The organism is Paenibacillus sp. LHD-117, from assembly GCF_030929555.1.
In the GTDB taxonomy this organism is placed as follows: domain Bacteria; phylum Bacillota; class Bacilli; order Paenibacillales; family Paenibacillaceae; genus Pristimantibacillus.
The window spans coordinates 279,155-291,660 of sequence record NZ_JAVFVT010000002.1; the positions used below are offsets into that span (position 1 = coordinate 279,155).

Sequence of the window (12,506 nt, forward strand, 5' to 3'; positions counted from 1 at the left end):
TCTCAGATTATTGCTCGGGCGTGGCTTCCGCCACCTGCGCGGCATGCTGCTCCAAACCTTCCGAGCGCAACAGATGGCCTAGCTTCGTCTTCTTCGTCCGCAGGTAATTGCGGTTGCTTTCGTTCGCTTCCATCTGAATAGGCACACGCTCGACAACCTCGATGCCGTATCCTTCAAGGCCTCTGATCTTGCGGGGATTGTTGGTCAACAGCCTCATCTTCGCGATGCCTAAATCTTTCAAAATTTGTGCGCCAATACCATATTCGCGCAGATCCGGAGCAAAACCTAGCTTAATATTCGCTTCGACCGTGTCGAATCCCTGCTCTTGCAGGGCATAGGCTTTTAATTTATTAATAAGCCCGATCCCTCTGCCCTCTTGCCTCATATAAAGCAGCACGCCGCTTCCGGCTTCGTCGATTTGTCTCAGGGCCGCTTCCAGCTGAGGACCGCAATCGCAGCGATGGGAATGGAATACGTCGCCGGTCAAGCATTCCGAATGGACCCGTACGAGCAGCGGCTCGCCCGGCTTGATGTCCCCTTTCACGAGCGCGACATGTTCTTTGTCATCCACTTGGTTCGTGTAGGCAATGGCGCGGAATTCGCCGAAATCCGTCGGCATGCGAACGTCGACGACCCGATCGACCAGCTTATCCTTTTCGTTCCGGTAGCGGATCAGCTCTTGGATCGTAATGAGCTTAAGGCCATGCTTCCGTTTGAACTCTTCCAGATCGGGCAGGCGCGCCATCGTCCCGTCTTCTTTGATGATTTCGCAAATGACCGCTGCCGGGCTCGCTCCGCTAAGCGCGGCCAGATCGATGGCGGCTTCCGTGTGACCCGCGCGGCGAAGCACGCCGCCTGCCTTCGCGATCAGCGGGAAAATATGGCCCGGCCTGCGGAAATCCGTCGCTTGGGCGTTCGGGTCGATCAAGGCTTTAACGGACAATGAACGTTCGTACGCCGAAATGCCGGTCGTTGTCGAAATATGGTCAATGGAGACGGTAAACGCCGTTCCGTGATAATCCGTATTATGGGCGACCATCGGCGGAAGATCAAGCTCCTCCGCGCGTTCTTTAGTAATCGGCACGCATACAAGCCCTCGCGCCTCCGTAATCATGAAGTTAATGACTTCCGGCGTGGCTCTGTCGGCCAGCGCGATCAAATCCCCTTCATTCTCCCGATCCTCGTCGTCCACGACGATGACCGGACGTCCTTGCTTCAAGTCCACTATGGCATCCTCGATCGTATCGAATAAATCGTTCTCTCTATTCATCGGTTTCCCTCCTTCTTCGAATAAGGCCGTTACATAAATCCATGCTGGGTCAAATAGTCGGCCGTCAGCTTGGATTGCGGTTTTTCGGCAGGTTGGGTCCCGCTGCGGAAATGCAGCAGATGATCGACGTACTTGCCGATAATATCGCTCTCCAGATTGACGGTGTCGCCCGGCTGCCGTAGCCGGAGCGCCGTTCCTGCCAGCGTATGCGGAATAATAGATACTGTAAAATGATCGTTGGACGCTTCCACGACCGTCAAGCTGATCCCGTCGATCGTAATCGAGCCCTTCGGAATGATGTATCGAAGCTGCTCTTGCGTGTCGGGCTCGATCCGGAAAACGATCGCGTTCGCATCGACATAACGGGCGATGACCTTGCCCGTTCCGTCCACATGTCCCTGCACGATATGACCGCCGAATCTGGCCCCGGCCTGCATAGCGCGTTCGAGATTGACCGAGTCGCCGGGCTTCAGCAAATGCAGCGACGACTTGCGGTAAGTCTCCGGCATGACATCGGCCGTGAACGATGCGGCATCGTAAGACGTCACCGTCAAACATACGCCGTTCACGGATATGCTGTCGCCAAGGGCAACGCCCCGCGTCACGACTTCTGCGCCGATAGTCAATTTCATCGCTTCTCCCTGGCGGGATATGCTTCTCATGCGACCGACTTCCTCTACTAGTCCGGTAAACATAAAGCTCCTCCCCTCCCTTACCTATACACGGGATAACCCGTAATCCGAATATCGGTCCCGGCCATCTCGACCCGCATCCGATCAAGCACGATCGCGTCGCTCATGTGCTCTCGCCCTGGGAAGCTAAAGCTTTGAGGAGCTTCGTCGCCGCCTCCGATAATCTTCGGCGCCATATACAAAATGATTTTGTGGATCAATTCTGCTTCCAGCATGGCGCCGTTCAGCTTGCCGCCGCCTTCCAGCAGCACGGAGCTGATCTCTCGTTTTGCCAGCTGCTTCATTCCCTCTTTCAAATCGACTACATGCCCAGCTCCGCAGGGTATGACTTCCACGCCGGCTGCTTCCAGCTGACTTTGCTTCTCGCGGTTCGCGCCTTCGGTCGTCAGCACGATCGTTTTCGCGGTCGAATCCACCACAACTCGCGCGTCAAGCGGAATCGCCAGCTTGGAATCGACGACAATACGTACCGGGTGAAGACCGGTCACCGCCGTCCGGGTCGTAAGCAGCGGATCATCCGCCAAGACCGTGCCGATTCCGACCATAATGCCTTGGTGCTGATGCCTGAGCAGGTGGACTTGCTCTCTGGCAACGGCTCCCGTAACCCACTGGCTATGGCCAGTTCTGCTCGCCACGCGTCCATCCAGCGTACTCGCCGTCTTTAGCGTCACGAATGGCATCCCGGTCGTAATAAAAGCATTAAACTTCTCGTTCATGAGCAGCGACTCTTCTTCGAGCAAACCGACATCCACGTGAATGCCGCTTTCCCTTAGCCTAGCGATGCCTCTTCCGGCTACCTGCGGATTCGGATCGGTCGCCGCGACGACGACGCGTGCCGCCTTGGACGCGATAATCCGGTCACAGCACGGCGGCGTCTTGCCATAATGACTGCAGGGCTCAAGCGTTACATAGACGGTCGAGCCTTCCGCTTCGTCTCCTGCCATTCGCAGCGCATGCACCTCGGCATGGCCTTCGCCCCGGCGCAGATGTGCGCCAAGCCCCACGATGCGTCCGCCCTTCACGACTACGCAGCCGACGACGGGATTGATATCGGTCTGGCCGGAAGCCTTCACGGCCAAGTCGAGCGCCAGCCTCATGTAATATTCGTCGTTCAGCATGTCTTGCATAAATAAAAAATCCCCCTTTCCGGCATGCTTGCCGACAGGGGGATGAGAGATGTGAGAGACTACGACGAAACAAGGCTACGGTAGGCGTTTCGTTCGGCATGATTTAAACATGCTGAAGAAGAAACGAACGATTCCCGCATCCTTATAGCTGCGCTGACAAACAAACCGACTCCCTTGTGAAATGTTACACAAAGGAGCAGACGCGAATAGACAGCGGCTGCCGAAGCTTCTCCTTCTCCCATCCAGACTATACTGTCGGTCCCGGATTCGCACCAGGTCCACCGTTCCGGTCTCTCGATAGAGAGTCCAGCCCGGGTCACGGACTAACGGAAAGCAAGGAACACAGCCGATTAACGGCACGTTCCTCTTCTGCTTCCGATCACCGCCGGTTGGGAATTTCACCCTGCCCCGAAGGAAAGCTGATTACTATTTGTTAGTGACTATCTTAGCACTAAACCGTCGAAACTTCAACCTTTTCCATTTTGTCTCCGCCCTTAAGCGCGTCGACATGCTCCATGCCTTTGGTCACCTTGCCGAATACCGTATGACCGCCGTCAAGATGCGGCTGCGGCTGGTAGCAGATATAGAACTGGCTGCCGCCCGTATTGCGTCCCGCATGCGCCATCGCAAGCGTGCCGCGCTCGTGTTTGTTCGGGTTGATTTCGCAATTGATTTTGTAGCCTGGGCCGCCAGTGCCGTTCCCGACCGGGCATCCGCCTTGCGCTACGAAACCGGGAATAACGCGATGGAACGTAAGACCGTTATAGAATCCTTCGTTTACGAGTTTCTCGAAGTTCGCAACCGTATTGGGAGCATCTTGGTCGAACAGGTCCAGATGGACTTCTCCGCCGCCTGCCAGTGTAATTTTTGCTTGTTTAGCCATGTTTGCATCTACCTTTCTTTTATCCGGATAAAACTACGTTACCAATTCCGTCCTTATTTCGCAAGGGGGGATTTCTGCAGTCTTGCCGGAATGACGTCATTGCATACGATATCGTCGAGCGATTCACGCTTAACGGCAAGATCCGCTTCGCCGTCCTTCACGAATACGACCGCCGGACGGCGAATCCGGTTGTAGTTGCTCGCCATCGCGTAGTTGTAAGCGCCCGTGCAGAATACGGCCAGCAGGTCGCCGCTCTCCGCCTTCGGCAATTCGAGATCCCAGATGAGCATATCGCCGCTCTCGCAGCATTTGCCCGCTACGGAAACCGTCTCTTCCGCCGCTTCGTTCGCGCGATTCGCCAGAATCGCTTCGTAACGGGACTGGTAGAGCGCCGGACGAGGATTGTCGGTCATGCCGCCGTCGACCGCAATGTACTTGCGCACGCCCGGAATATGTTTGCTTGTCCCGATCGTGTACAGCGTCGTACCCGCGTCGCCGACCATGCTGCGGCCCGGCTCGACCCAAATTTCCGGCAGAGGGAAGCCCGCGGCGGAGAAGTTGGATTTGATGGCGTCCGTAATCGCACCTACGTATTCGCGAATCGGAAGCGGCGTGTCGCCTTCCACGTAACGGATGCCGAAGCCGCCGCCAAGGTTAATGACATTGAATGTCAGGCCTAGCTCGTCGCGAATCGCAACCGCGAACCCGGCTACCTTGTCCACCGCCATGCGGAAACCTTCGACCTCGAAGATTTGGGAGCCGATATGCGAATGAACGCCGAGCACTTCCAGGTGAGGAAGCTTGATCGCTTCTTCGATCGCTTGTTTCGCGGCGCCGTTGCCGAGGTCGAAGCCGAACTTGGAATCTTGTTGGCCTGTCGAGATATAATCATGCGTATGAGCCTCGACGCCCGGCGTGATGCGGAGCAGTATGTTCACTTTTTTGCCTTTGTCGCCGGCCAGCGCGTTCAGCAAAGCAAGCTCGTGGAAGTTGTCCACGACGAAGCAGCCGATGCCCGCGTCGAGCGCCATATTGATTTCGTCTGGCGTTTTGTTGTTGCCGTGGAAGTGGATGCGCTCTACCGGGAAGCCCGCTTGAAGCGCCGTGTACAGCTCGCCGTCCGATACGACGTCGAGCGACAGACCTTCCTGCTCGGCGATCGCGCACATCGCCATCACGCTGAACGCCTTGCTCGCGTAAGCGACTTGGAACTTCAGTCCCGAAGCCTTGAACGCCTCGACGTATTCCCTTGCGCGCTGACGGACAAGCGCCTCGTCAACGATATATAACGGCGTGCCGAATTCCTTCGCCAGATCGGCGACGTCACGCCCGCCAATTTCGAGATGACCTTTTGCATTAATTGTACTGGTACCATGCAGATACATATAATTTCCCCTCGGCTTTCTTCCGTGCCCATGACGGGCGAACGGATTCGATTTGCATCTTATGGCATCAGTATAACGCAAAACGTCCGCATCCGAAATGGATAAATTCGCATTTCATTTGTATTTTTGCACGTCTCATTCCGTTTGCGGCATCTTGTCCACCTGCTGCGGCTTAAGAACGTTCGGGCGTTTGCGGTTGTACAAGAGCGGCTGGCGGATAATAATTCCCCAAAGCGCTTTGGCGTCGAACGGAATGATCGGCCACATATACGGGCGGTTCATGGAACGTTCGGCCACCAGTAAGATCAAAATGACCGTCGTGCTGACGACAAGTCCAGAAACGCTGAATGCGGCCACCGCCGTCAGCAGCACGAGCCGGACGATCCGGTTCGCGAGCCCCAGCTCGTAGCTTGGCGTGGCGAACATGCCGATCGCCGCGATCGCCATGTACAGGATGACTTCGTTCACGAACACGCCTGTCTGAACCGCGATATCGCCGATTAGGATCGCCGCGACGAGAGACATCGCGGTCGCCAGCGACGAAGGCGTATGGACCGACGCCATCCGCATGAGGTCGATCCCGATTTCCGCAAGCAGGAACTGGACGTAAAGCGGGATTTTGCCCGTCTTGTTCGGACCTAGGAACTCTAGCATCATGGGCTTGAATTCGGGGTGCATGACGAACAAGAGCCAGAGGGGCAGCATGAACAGGGAAGCAAATACGCCCGCGAAGCGGACCCAGCGCAGATACGTGCCGATGAAGGGAGTCTGCCTGTTTTCTTCGGCGTGCTGCATTAGATCGGCATACGTCGTCGGGAGCGTTATGACGCTGGGGGACGTGTCGACGAAGATGGCTACGGCGCCCTCGAGCAGATGGGCGGCCACGGTGTCCGGACGCTCCGAATATCGGACGAGCGGGAACGGGCTCCAGCCCCGCTTGATCGTCGCTTCCTCCAGCTGCTTGTCCGCCAGAGGCAGGCCGTCGACCTTGACCATCGACACCTTCTCCTTAATCGACTCCAACAGTTCCTTGTCCACGATGTCGTCGATATAAGCGATACACACGTCGGTTTTGGTCCGCTCGCCGATCTGGATGAGCTCGTAGCGAAGCTTCGGATCGCGCAGCCTCCGGCGCACAAGAGAAATATTGACCATCAACGTCTCGATGAAGCCGTCGCGGCTGCCCCGGACGACCTTCTCCAGAGACGGCTCCTCGGGTCCGCGCGCCGGCAAGTTTTTGGCATCGATCTTCAGTGCAACCGACTCTCCGTCGATGAATAGCGCGGAACCGCCGGTCAACACGCTGTTGATGAGCTTGTCCCAATCCTCTTCTTTGTCAACCTGCGCTGCCGGCACGTACAGATCGACGAAAGCGTGCACGGCGTCGCTGCTAAGGTCTTCGGGATGCAAATAAGTGAGCCGTTTCAGCACTTCCGTCAGGAGAGTGTCCTTCACGAGCCCGTTCAAGCAGAAGAGCGCCGTTCGTTTCTCGCCGAAAGTCATTTCTCTTACGACGATATCGAAGCTTGTTTTATAGCCTACGTCTTCCTCAAGCTTTTTGAGTACGTCGTCCAGATCAGCCGGAATCGGTTGATTGGACGTCTCTTTCTCGTTCCACTTTTTTCCTTCTCCGGCGCCTTTGCCTGCTCCCCTAACCTCTCCGCCTGAGCCGGAGAAGCCGTCGTGCAGCCGCGAATTCGACTCTTCTCGTTGCCGATCATGCGGCAAGCGTTCTTCTTTCCCTAACAAGATCTCGTATCCGGCTTCTTTCGAATCCGGCAACCTTCTTTCGTTTTCGTTATCCATATCCGCCATCGATCCCTTCACCTCATCGTCCTTTTATTACCTTCCGTTATCATCCGCCGCGACGGTCGCTTACCATTGGAACACGAGCCAGTCGAACAGCGAACCCACCGTTTTGCCGATCACCATCGCCATCACGAGCCCGATCATATAAGCCGAGAGCCCGAGCCGCTTGGCCAATATCGGCAGCACGTTCATCACTTCGGTCAGCGCCGCGGCGAGCATGCCGACGAACATGCCGTCCAGAAGCCCGGATCCGCTCAGGAACACGGACGGCGGCAGTCGCAGCTTCCAATCCATGAAATCCGCGAACGTCCAGTACAAGGAGCCGCAGATGATCGCGGTCTCGAACCAGATGGACAGCCGGAACGCGCGCGCGAGCTGGGCGAGCCTCGGGATGAGGTCGAATACGATCAGGAGCGCCACAAGACCGCTGCCTACTGCGAGCCCCCCCGCTAAGCCGAGAACCGCGATGAACAGATGTTCCGCCGCTTTAATCATCGCGAGCGCCGCCTTCGCGTCTTTGGTCGTAATCGGCTTGTTTGCGGATCTCGTCCGCGATGACATAGGCGTTAATGTTCTCCTGGTACATGTACAGCTCTACTTCCAGAGGATTAGGCTCCTCGTTGAACCGCTTGCGGAAAATATGGTTGAAAAACAGGATCATCCCCAGTCCGATGCCGAGCGAATACGGAATTTGGAACCAAAGCGGATGTTCGACCCGCTCCCCCGTAATGAGCTCCACGATGCGGATATGTACCTCCCTCATGCTGACGTCGGTGTGGAAATTCATAATCGCGAGCCCCGCGCCGAAGAACAGGAGCAGCCAGGCTAGCACGAGCATGACGTATCTCGGCCCCACCGGCTTGTCGGCCACCATGATCAGCACCTGCGGATCGCCGTAAGCTTCGACCGCGACGTTCGGCACCTCATACCGAATCTTCTTTACGATTTGAAGCAGGTCGATCACGACCCGGTTGCCGTCCTGCTTGCGATGTTCATAGAGCGGCAACTCGGACAAGCGCTCCTGCAAGCCGTCGTCGTCCGTAAGCAGACGAGCGACTTGTCCAAGCGTGACCACGTGCTGCGGTTTGATATAGATCCTTTTTTTCAGTCGCAGATAGATAACGGATTGGCCGGTTACGCCCATCTGAGATCATCCCTTCCGCCTCGCGGGTTGCTTAGTTTTGCTTATAACCTTTCCCGATTAGTATGGAACGAGGAGGATTAGGATACTCAGCCAATTTCAAGCAATGCGCGCATGGTGAAAATATTTCAAAAAAAAGAACCAAACCGCTATTGCGCGATTTGGTCCCTGATCGATTGCAATATTTTTTTCTCCAGCCGCGAAACTTGGACTTGCGAGATGCCGAGCCTGCTGGCGACTTCGGATTGCGTCTTGTCCCGGTAGTACCGGAGGAAGACGATGAGTCTTTCCCGTTCGCTTAAGCCTTCGATCGCTTCCTCGAGCGCCAACTTGTCGAACCAGCGCTCCTGTGAGTCGTCCGCGATCTGGTCCATCAGCGTGATCGGATCGCCGTCGTTCTCGAACACGGTCTCGTGAATCGAGGTCGGAGGCTTATTCGCTTCTTGGGCGAACACGACGTCCTCCGGCGTTATCCCGAGCGCCTCGGCCACCTCGCTCACCGTCGGCAATCGCCCTAAAGTCTTCGACAACTCGTCCTTCATCTTGCGGACTTTGTTCGCCGTTTCCTTCAGGGAGCGGCTCACCTTGAGCGTCCCGTCGTCCCTCAAGAACCGTTGAATCTCGCCGATGATCATGGGAACCGCATAGGTGGAAAACTTGACGTCATAGGAGAGATCGAATTTGTCCACCGACTTCAGAAGGCCGATGCACCCGATCTGGAACAGATCCTCCGGTTCGTAACCGCGGTTCATGAAGCGCTGGACGACGGACCATACGAGTCGAATATTGCAGCTGACCAGCGTATCCCTTGCGACCGTATCGCCGGATTGGCTTAGAGCGATCAAACGCTTAACTTCCGCGTCGTCCAAATAAGGCTGGGCCGTTTGCTTCAAATCGCCATTCATGAGGCTCAACCCCTATGCTCTAATTATAGAGCGCTTTTTTTGATTCGATCCTCTTCAGCATCGCTACGCGAGTTCCTCCGCCCATTCTGCTAGCAACTTCGAAATGGTCCATGAAATTTTCCATGATAGTGAAACCCATGCCCGAACGTTCCAGCTCCGGCTTGGATGTGTACAGCGGCTGTCGCGCCAGCTCTACGTCCTCGATCCCGTTCCCCTCGTCCGAGATCGCGATCGAAACGGTGTCCCGCTCGATCTTCGCTTCGATCGTCACTTCGCGGGTAGGGTCATTGTCATAGCCGTGGATAATCGCGTTCGTGACAGCCTCGGACACCGCGGTCTTGAGGTCGTTCAGTTCTTCCATCGTCGGGTCCAATTGGGAGACGAATGCCGCCACGGCGACTCGTGCGAACGCTTCGTTCTCCGAGCGGGCGCTAAAAGAAAGCTTCATTTGATTGCTGCCTGTCATGACACCACCTCCAAACTCGATATCGCGTTCCTCTCGTTGTCGTGAACCGATATAATTTTGAACAGCCCGGACAGTTCGAACAATCGTTTCACGCCGGGATTGATGTCGCAGACAACCATCTTGCCGCCTTTGCTCTTCACTTGCTTGTAGCGTCCCAAGATGACGCCGAGTCCGGAGCTGTCCATGAACTGCAGCTCTTTGAGGCTTAGAATGACATGGTTTACGTGATCCTTCAGGAGGGCTTCCTCCATCTTGAACCGGACGACGCCCGCGGTATGGTGATCCAGCTCGCCGTACAGCCGCACGATCAGCACGTTGCGGTAATGCTCCAACTCGATTTGCAGACTCATGTACGTTCCTCATCTCCCTCACAGTCATTCATGCATTGATGCATTCGCCGAGATAGAACAAGGGATTCAACGGAAACGTTCCGTATTCCTGCACGCCGACAAAACTAGAAGCATACCGCTATGAGCTGACAAAAAATGATGCGGATAATCCTCTATCGCGCCACGGTCCTAGTGAAATAGGCCGGACGCGGATCGTTTCAGCATCTTCCACCAGTTCGCCTTGCCGATGTCCTGCGGCGAAGTCACCGTAAACTCCTTCAGCACTTGCTCGCCGTCGTAAACAACCAGCTTGCCGACGGCATCGCCTGCCGCGATCGGAGCTTTGACCGATTCGTCCAATTTGAGCTCATAACGGATGTCCTTCGTCGCGGAACCTTTCCGTAGCAATACGCTGTACGGACGATCGGCGATGAGAGGCAGCTCGGACTGCATCCCTTTCTCTACTCGAAGCGTGCCGATTCCGTCACCCGCATCGATAACCGGATAGTTCATGTATTGCGCGAACGAATAGTCGAACATTTGGGACACCTCGGCGTTGCGCTGCTTCGTCGTCGGCTCGCCCATGACGACCGCTATGATTCGCATGTTGTCGCGCTTAGCCGTGGCGGAAAGGCAATATTTCGCTTCGCTCGTGTAGCCCGTCTTCAATCCGTCAGCTCCGTTGTAGAACCGAACGAGCTTGTTCGTATTGACGAGCCAGAACGGCTTCTCGGACGTCTTGCGCAAGTAGTCCTGGTACAAGCCTGTATACTTCGTTACCTCGGAATGCTTCAGCAGCTCTCGCGACATGACGGCGATATCGTGCGCGGACGAATAGTGTCCCTGTACGGGAAGCCCATTCGGATTCGCGAAGCGGGTGTCCTTCATGCCAAGCTCCTGCGCCTTCGCGTTCATCATCGCGACGAATTGGGCTTCAGTGCCCGCAAGCTTCTCCGCCATCGCGACGGAAGCGTCATTCCCGGAGGCAAGCGCGATTCCTTTGATCATGTCTTCGGCCGACATCTCTTCCCCTTGTTCCAGGAATATTTGCGAGCCGCCCATGGAAGCCGCGTATTCGCTCGTGCTGACCTTGTCCGTCAGCTTAAGCTGTCCGTTGTCCAGCGCCTCCATGATGAGCAGCAAAGTCATGATTTTGGTAATGCTGGCCGGCGGCAGCTGGTCGTGGCTGTTCTTCTCGAAGATGACCGTGCCGCTGTCGGCATCCATTAAGATGGCTGAACGCGCGGATGGCGCCAGATCCAGCGTCGCAGCCCCTTCCTCTGCGGTTACGGATGCGGGAAGCGCGAGCGCAATGACTAAGGCAATTGCGATGATTGAAGCGAATCGAGTTTTCAACGATAGGTCCCTCCTGGATGATTTTCGGTACTATTTTCCTTTTCAGTGTTGACCTTCCATGAGGAAATTATTCCTATCGCTCCTTTGCGATCGTTACGTTAATACATTCGTGAGGCCGCGAACAATCGAGTAGGCCTATGCGCATGCGCATAGGCCTCTCACAGATCCGGACTTGCGGGTCATCGCATCCGGCTCCTCCAGTGATTATCCCCGTTGGGGATGAAGTTCTTTGCAAATCGTATAGAGACTGCATAGACCGATCTCGTCAAACCATCGGTTCGGCAACGCATATTGGGCATAGGTTGACATGGAGCTCCGCCATGCTGTCATGCGCATGCCCGGCATATCCTTACTCCCCCATCCTCTTCTTCGCATTTCTCGATGCAGCTTCCTGATTTTCTTCCAGCTTCGCAGTTGTACCGCGCGCAACCGTCTTCTGATCCACGCATCCAATTCCTGAAATCGTCCCTTTATATCACCCGTTCCAAAGTAGTTCCCCCAACCCCGCAAATAAGGATTGAGCTTCTTCTTCACCAACTGCTCAACATTTACCGTCTGATTGCGTCTCGTGATCTCTTTCACTCGTTCTTTGAATTTCGCCATCGCTTTATCCGAAGGAGTCATTCGCTTCCCCGGTTTGAATTCATGACCGAGAAACACAAAGGACTCCCTCTTGCTGTTGACGATTTTCGTCTTCTCCGGGTGAACTTTCAGTCCCATTTCTTTTTCAAGTAGTTTGACGACTGATTTTAGGACGCGCTCTGCTCCTTTTTGCGTTTTACAGCAAATAACAAAGTCGTCCGCATATCGCGTCAAACGGTGACCTCGTTCGGTCATCACTTGATCCAGTGGGTAAAGGTAAATGTTGGCTAGCAAAGGGCTAATGACTCCACCTTGCGGCGTTCCTTGCTCGTTCAGGTGATAGCTTCCATCATCCATGACCCCTGCCTTTAGAAATTCCTCCAGTAAGGTCAGCACGCTTCCATCGACCACCGTCTCTTTAACCTTGCCGATGAGTTTCTCATGCGGGATGGTGTCAAAGTACGATTTCAAGTCGGCGTCGATCACGTAACGGTACCCGTCGTTCAAATCCGCTCGGATCTTTTCCAGTGCCATGTGCGCATTTCTTCCCGGACGAAAACC

At 55.4% G+C, this 12,506-nt stretch carries 13 protein-coding genes and 1 riboswitch; all 13 genes read right to left on the reverse strand.

Translation table 11 applies throughout. The features are described from left to right. Window positions 1-7: 7 nt before the first annotated feature. On the reverse strand, window positions 8-1,270 hold the full coding sequence (locus RB620_RS02420; protein WP_308091910.1) for a bifunctional 3,4-dihydroxy-2-butanone-4-phosphate synthase/GTP cyclohydrolase II: 1,263 nt from the start codon (window positions 1,268-1,270) through the stop codon (window positions 8-10). Window positions 1,271-1,299: 29 nt separating this feature from the next. Continuing rightward, window positions 1,300-1,965: a riboflavin synthase gene (locus RB620_RS02425; RefSeq protein WP_308091911.1), complete on the reverse strand. Its 666-nt coding sequence runs from the start codon at window positions 1,963-1,965 to the stop codon at window positions 1,300-1,302. A 17-nt stretch (window positions 1,966-1,982) separates the two neighbouring features. After that, window positions 1,983-3,089 (reverse strand): bifunctional diaminohydroxyphosphoribosylaminopyrimidine deaminase/5-amino-6-(5-phosphoribosylamino)uracil reductase RibD, encoded by a 1,107-nt coding sequence (gene ribD / locus RB620_RS02430; protein WP_308091912.1) that lies wholly within the window; start codon window positions 3,087-3,089, stop codon window positions 1,983-1,985. A 226-nt stretch (window positions 3,090-3,315) separates the two neighbouring features. After that, window positions 3,316-3,509: riboswitch (FMN riboswitch) on the reverse strand. 31 nt (window positions 3,510-3,540) lie between these two features. Continuing rightward, a complete protein-coding gene (locus RB620_RS02435; protein WP_308091913.1) occupies window positions 3,541-3,972 on the reverse strand; it encodes a peptidylprolyl isomerase in 432 nt (143 codons plus the stop codon). A 53-nt stretch (window positions 3,973-4,025) separates the two neighbouring features. Then, window positions 4,026-5,357, reverse strand: coding sequence for a diaminopimelate decarboxylase (gene lysA, locus RB620_RS02440; protein WP_308091914.1), 1,332 nt, complete (start codon window positions 5,355-5,357; stop codon window positions 4,026-4,028). 135 nt (window positions 5,358-5,492) lie between these two features. Continuing rightward, a complete protein-coding gene (locus tag RB620_RS02445; protein WP_308091916.1) occupies window positions 5,493-7,172 on the reverse strand; it encodes a spore germination protein in 1,680 nt (559 codons plus the stop codon). A gap of 60 nt (window positions 7,173-7,232) precedes the next feature. Next, complete coding sequence (locus tag RB620_RS02450) at window positions 7,233-7,661, reverse strand: stage V sporulation protein AB (RefSeq protein ID WP_308091917.1); 429 nt, start codon at window positions 7,659-7,661, stop codon at window positions 7,233-7,235. Beyond that, window positions 7,654-8,310: a stage V sporulation protein AA gene (locus RB620_RS02455; RefSeq protein WP_308091918.1), complete on the reverse strand. Its 657-nt coding sequence runs from the start codon at window positions 8,308-8,310 to the stop codon at window positions 7,654-7,656. Before RB620_RS02455 ends, RB620_RS02450 begins: the two co-directional genes overlap by 8 nt. 146 nt (window positions 8,311-8,456) lie before the next feature. Continuing rightward, window positions 8,457-9,212 carry an RNA polymerase sporulation sigma factor SigF gene (sigF, locus tag RB620_RS02460; RefSeq protein ID WP_308091919.1) on the reverse strand — a complete coding sequence of 252 codons (756 nt, stop codon included), beginning with the start codon at window positions 9,210-9,212 and terminating at the stop codon, window positions 8,457-8,459. 19 nt (window positions 9,213-9,231) lie between these two features. Next, the gene (gene spoIIAB / locus RB620_RS02465) at window positions 9,232-9,678 is read right to left on the reverse strand and encodes an anti-sigma F factor (protein WP_308091920.1); all 447 of its coding nucleotides are present in this window, start codon (window positions 9,676-9,678) and stop codon (window positions 9,232-9,234) included. Next, the gene (gene spoIIAA / locus RB620_RS02470; protein WP_308091921.1) at window positions 9,675-10,028 is read right to left on the reverse strand and encodes an anti-sigma F factor antagonist; all 354 of its coding nucleotides are present in this window, start codon (window positions 10,026-10,028) and stop codon (window positions 9,675-9,677) included. Before spoIIAA ends, spoIIAB begins: the two co-directional genes overlap by 4 nt. A gap of 168 nt (window positions 10,029-10,196) precedes the next feature. Continuing rightward, window positions 10,197-11,363, reverse strand: coding sequence for a D-alanyl-D-alanine carboxypeptidase family protein (locus tag RB620_RS02475; RefSeq protein WP_374121347.1), 1,167 nt, complete (start codon window positions 11,361-11,363; stop codon window positions 10,197-10,199). A 204-nt stretch (window positions 11,364-11,567) separates the two neighbouring features. Beyond that, a partial coding sequence (locus tag RB620_RS02480) for a reverse transcriptase domain-containing protein (protein ID WP_308091922.1) occupies window positions 11,568-12,506 on the reverse strand: 939 nt, incomplete at its 5' end.

Coding starts and splice junctions, on each gene's coding strand:
- RB620_RS02420 (WP_308091910.1), bottom strand. CDS start 1,270: ATGAATAGAGAGAACGATTTATTCGATACGATCGAGGATGCCATAGTG.
- RB620_RS02425 (WP_308091911.1), bottom strand. CDS start 1,965: ATGTTTACCGGACTAGTAGAGGAAGTCGGTCGCATGAGAAGCATATCC.
- ribD (WP_308091912.1), bottom strand. CDS start 3,089: ATGCAAGACATGCTGAACGACGAATATTACATGAGGCTGGCGCTCGAC.
- RB620_RS02435 (WP_308091913.1), bottom strand. CDS start 3,972: ATGGCTAAACAAGCAAAAATTACACTGGCAGGCGGCGGAGAAGTCCAT.
- lysA (WP_308091914.1), bottom strand. CDS start 5,357: ATGTATCTGCATGGTACCAGTACAATTAATGCAAAAGGTCATCTCGAA.
- RB620_RS02445 (WP_308091916.1), bottom strand. CDS start 7,172: ATGGCGGATATGGATAACGAAAACGAAAGAAGGTTGCCGGATTCGAAA.
- RB620_RS02450 (WP_308091917.1), bottom strand. CDS start 7,661: ATGATTAAAGCGGCGGAACATCTGTTCATCGCGGTTCTCGGCTTAGCG.
- RB620_RS02455 (WP_308091918.1), bottom strand. CDS start 8,310: ATGGGCGTAACCGGCCAATCCGTTATCTATCTGCGACTGAAAAAAAGG.
- sigF (WP_308091919.1), bottom strand. CDS start 9,212: ATGAATGGCGATTTGAAGCAAACGGCCCAGCCTTATTTGGACGACGCG.
- spoIIAB (WP_308091920.1), bottom strand. CDS start 9,678: ATGACAGGCAGCAATCAAATGAAGCTTTCTTTTAGCGCCCGCTCGGAG.
- spoIIAA (WP_308091921.1), bottom strand. CDS start 10,028: ATGAGTCTGCAAATCGAGTTGGAGCATTACCGCAACGTGCTGATCGTG.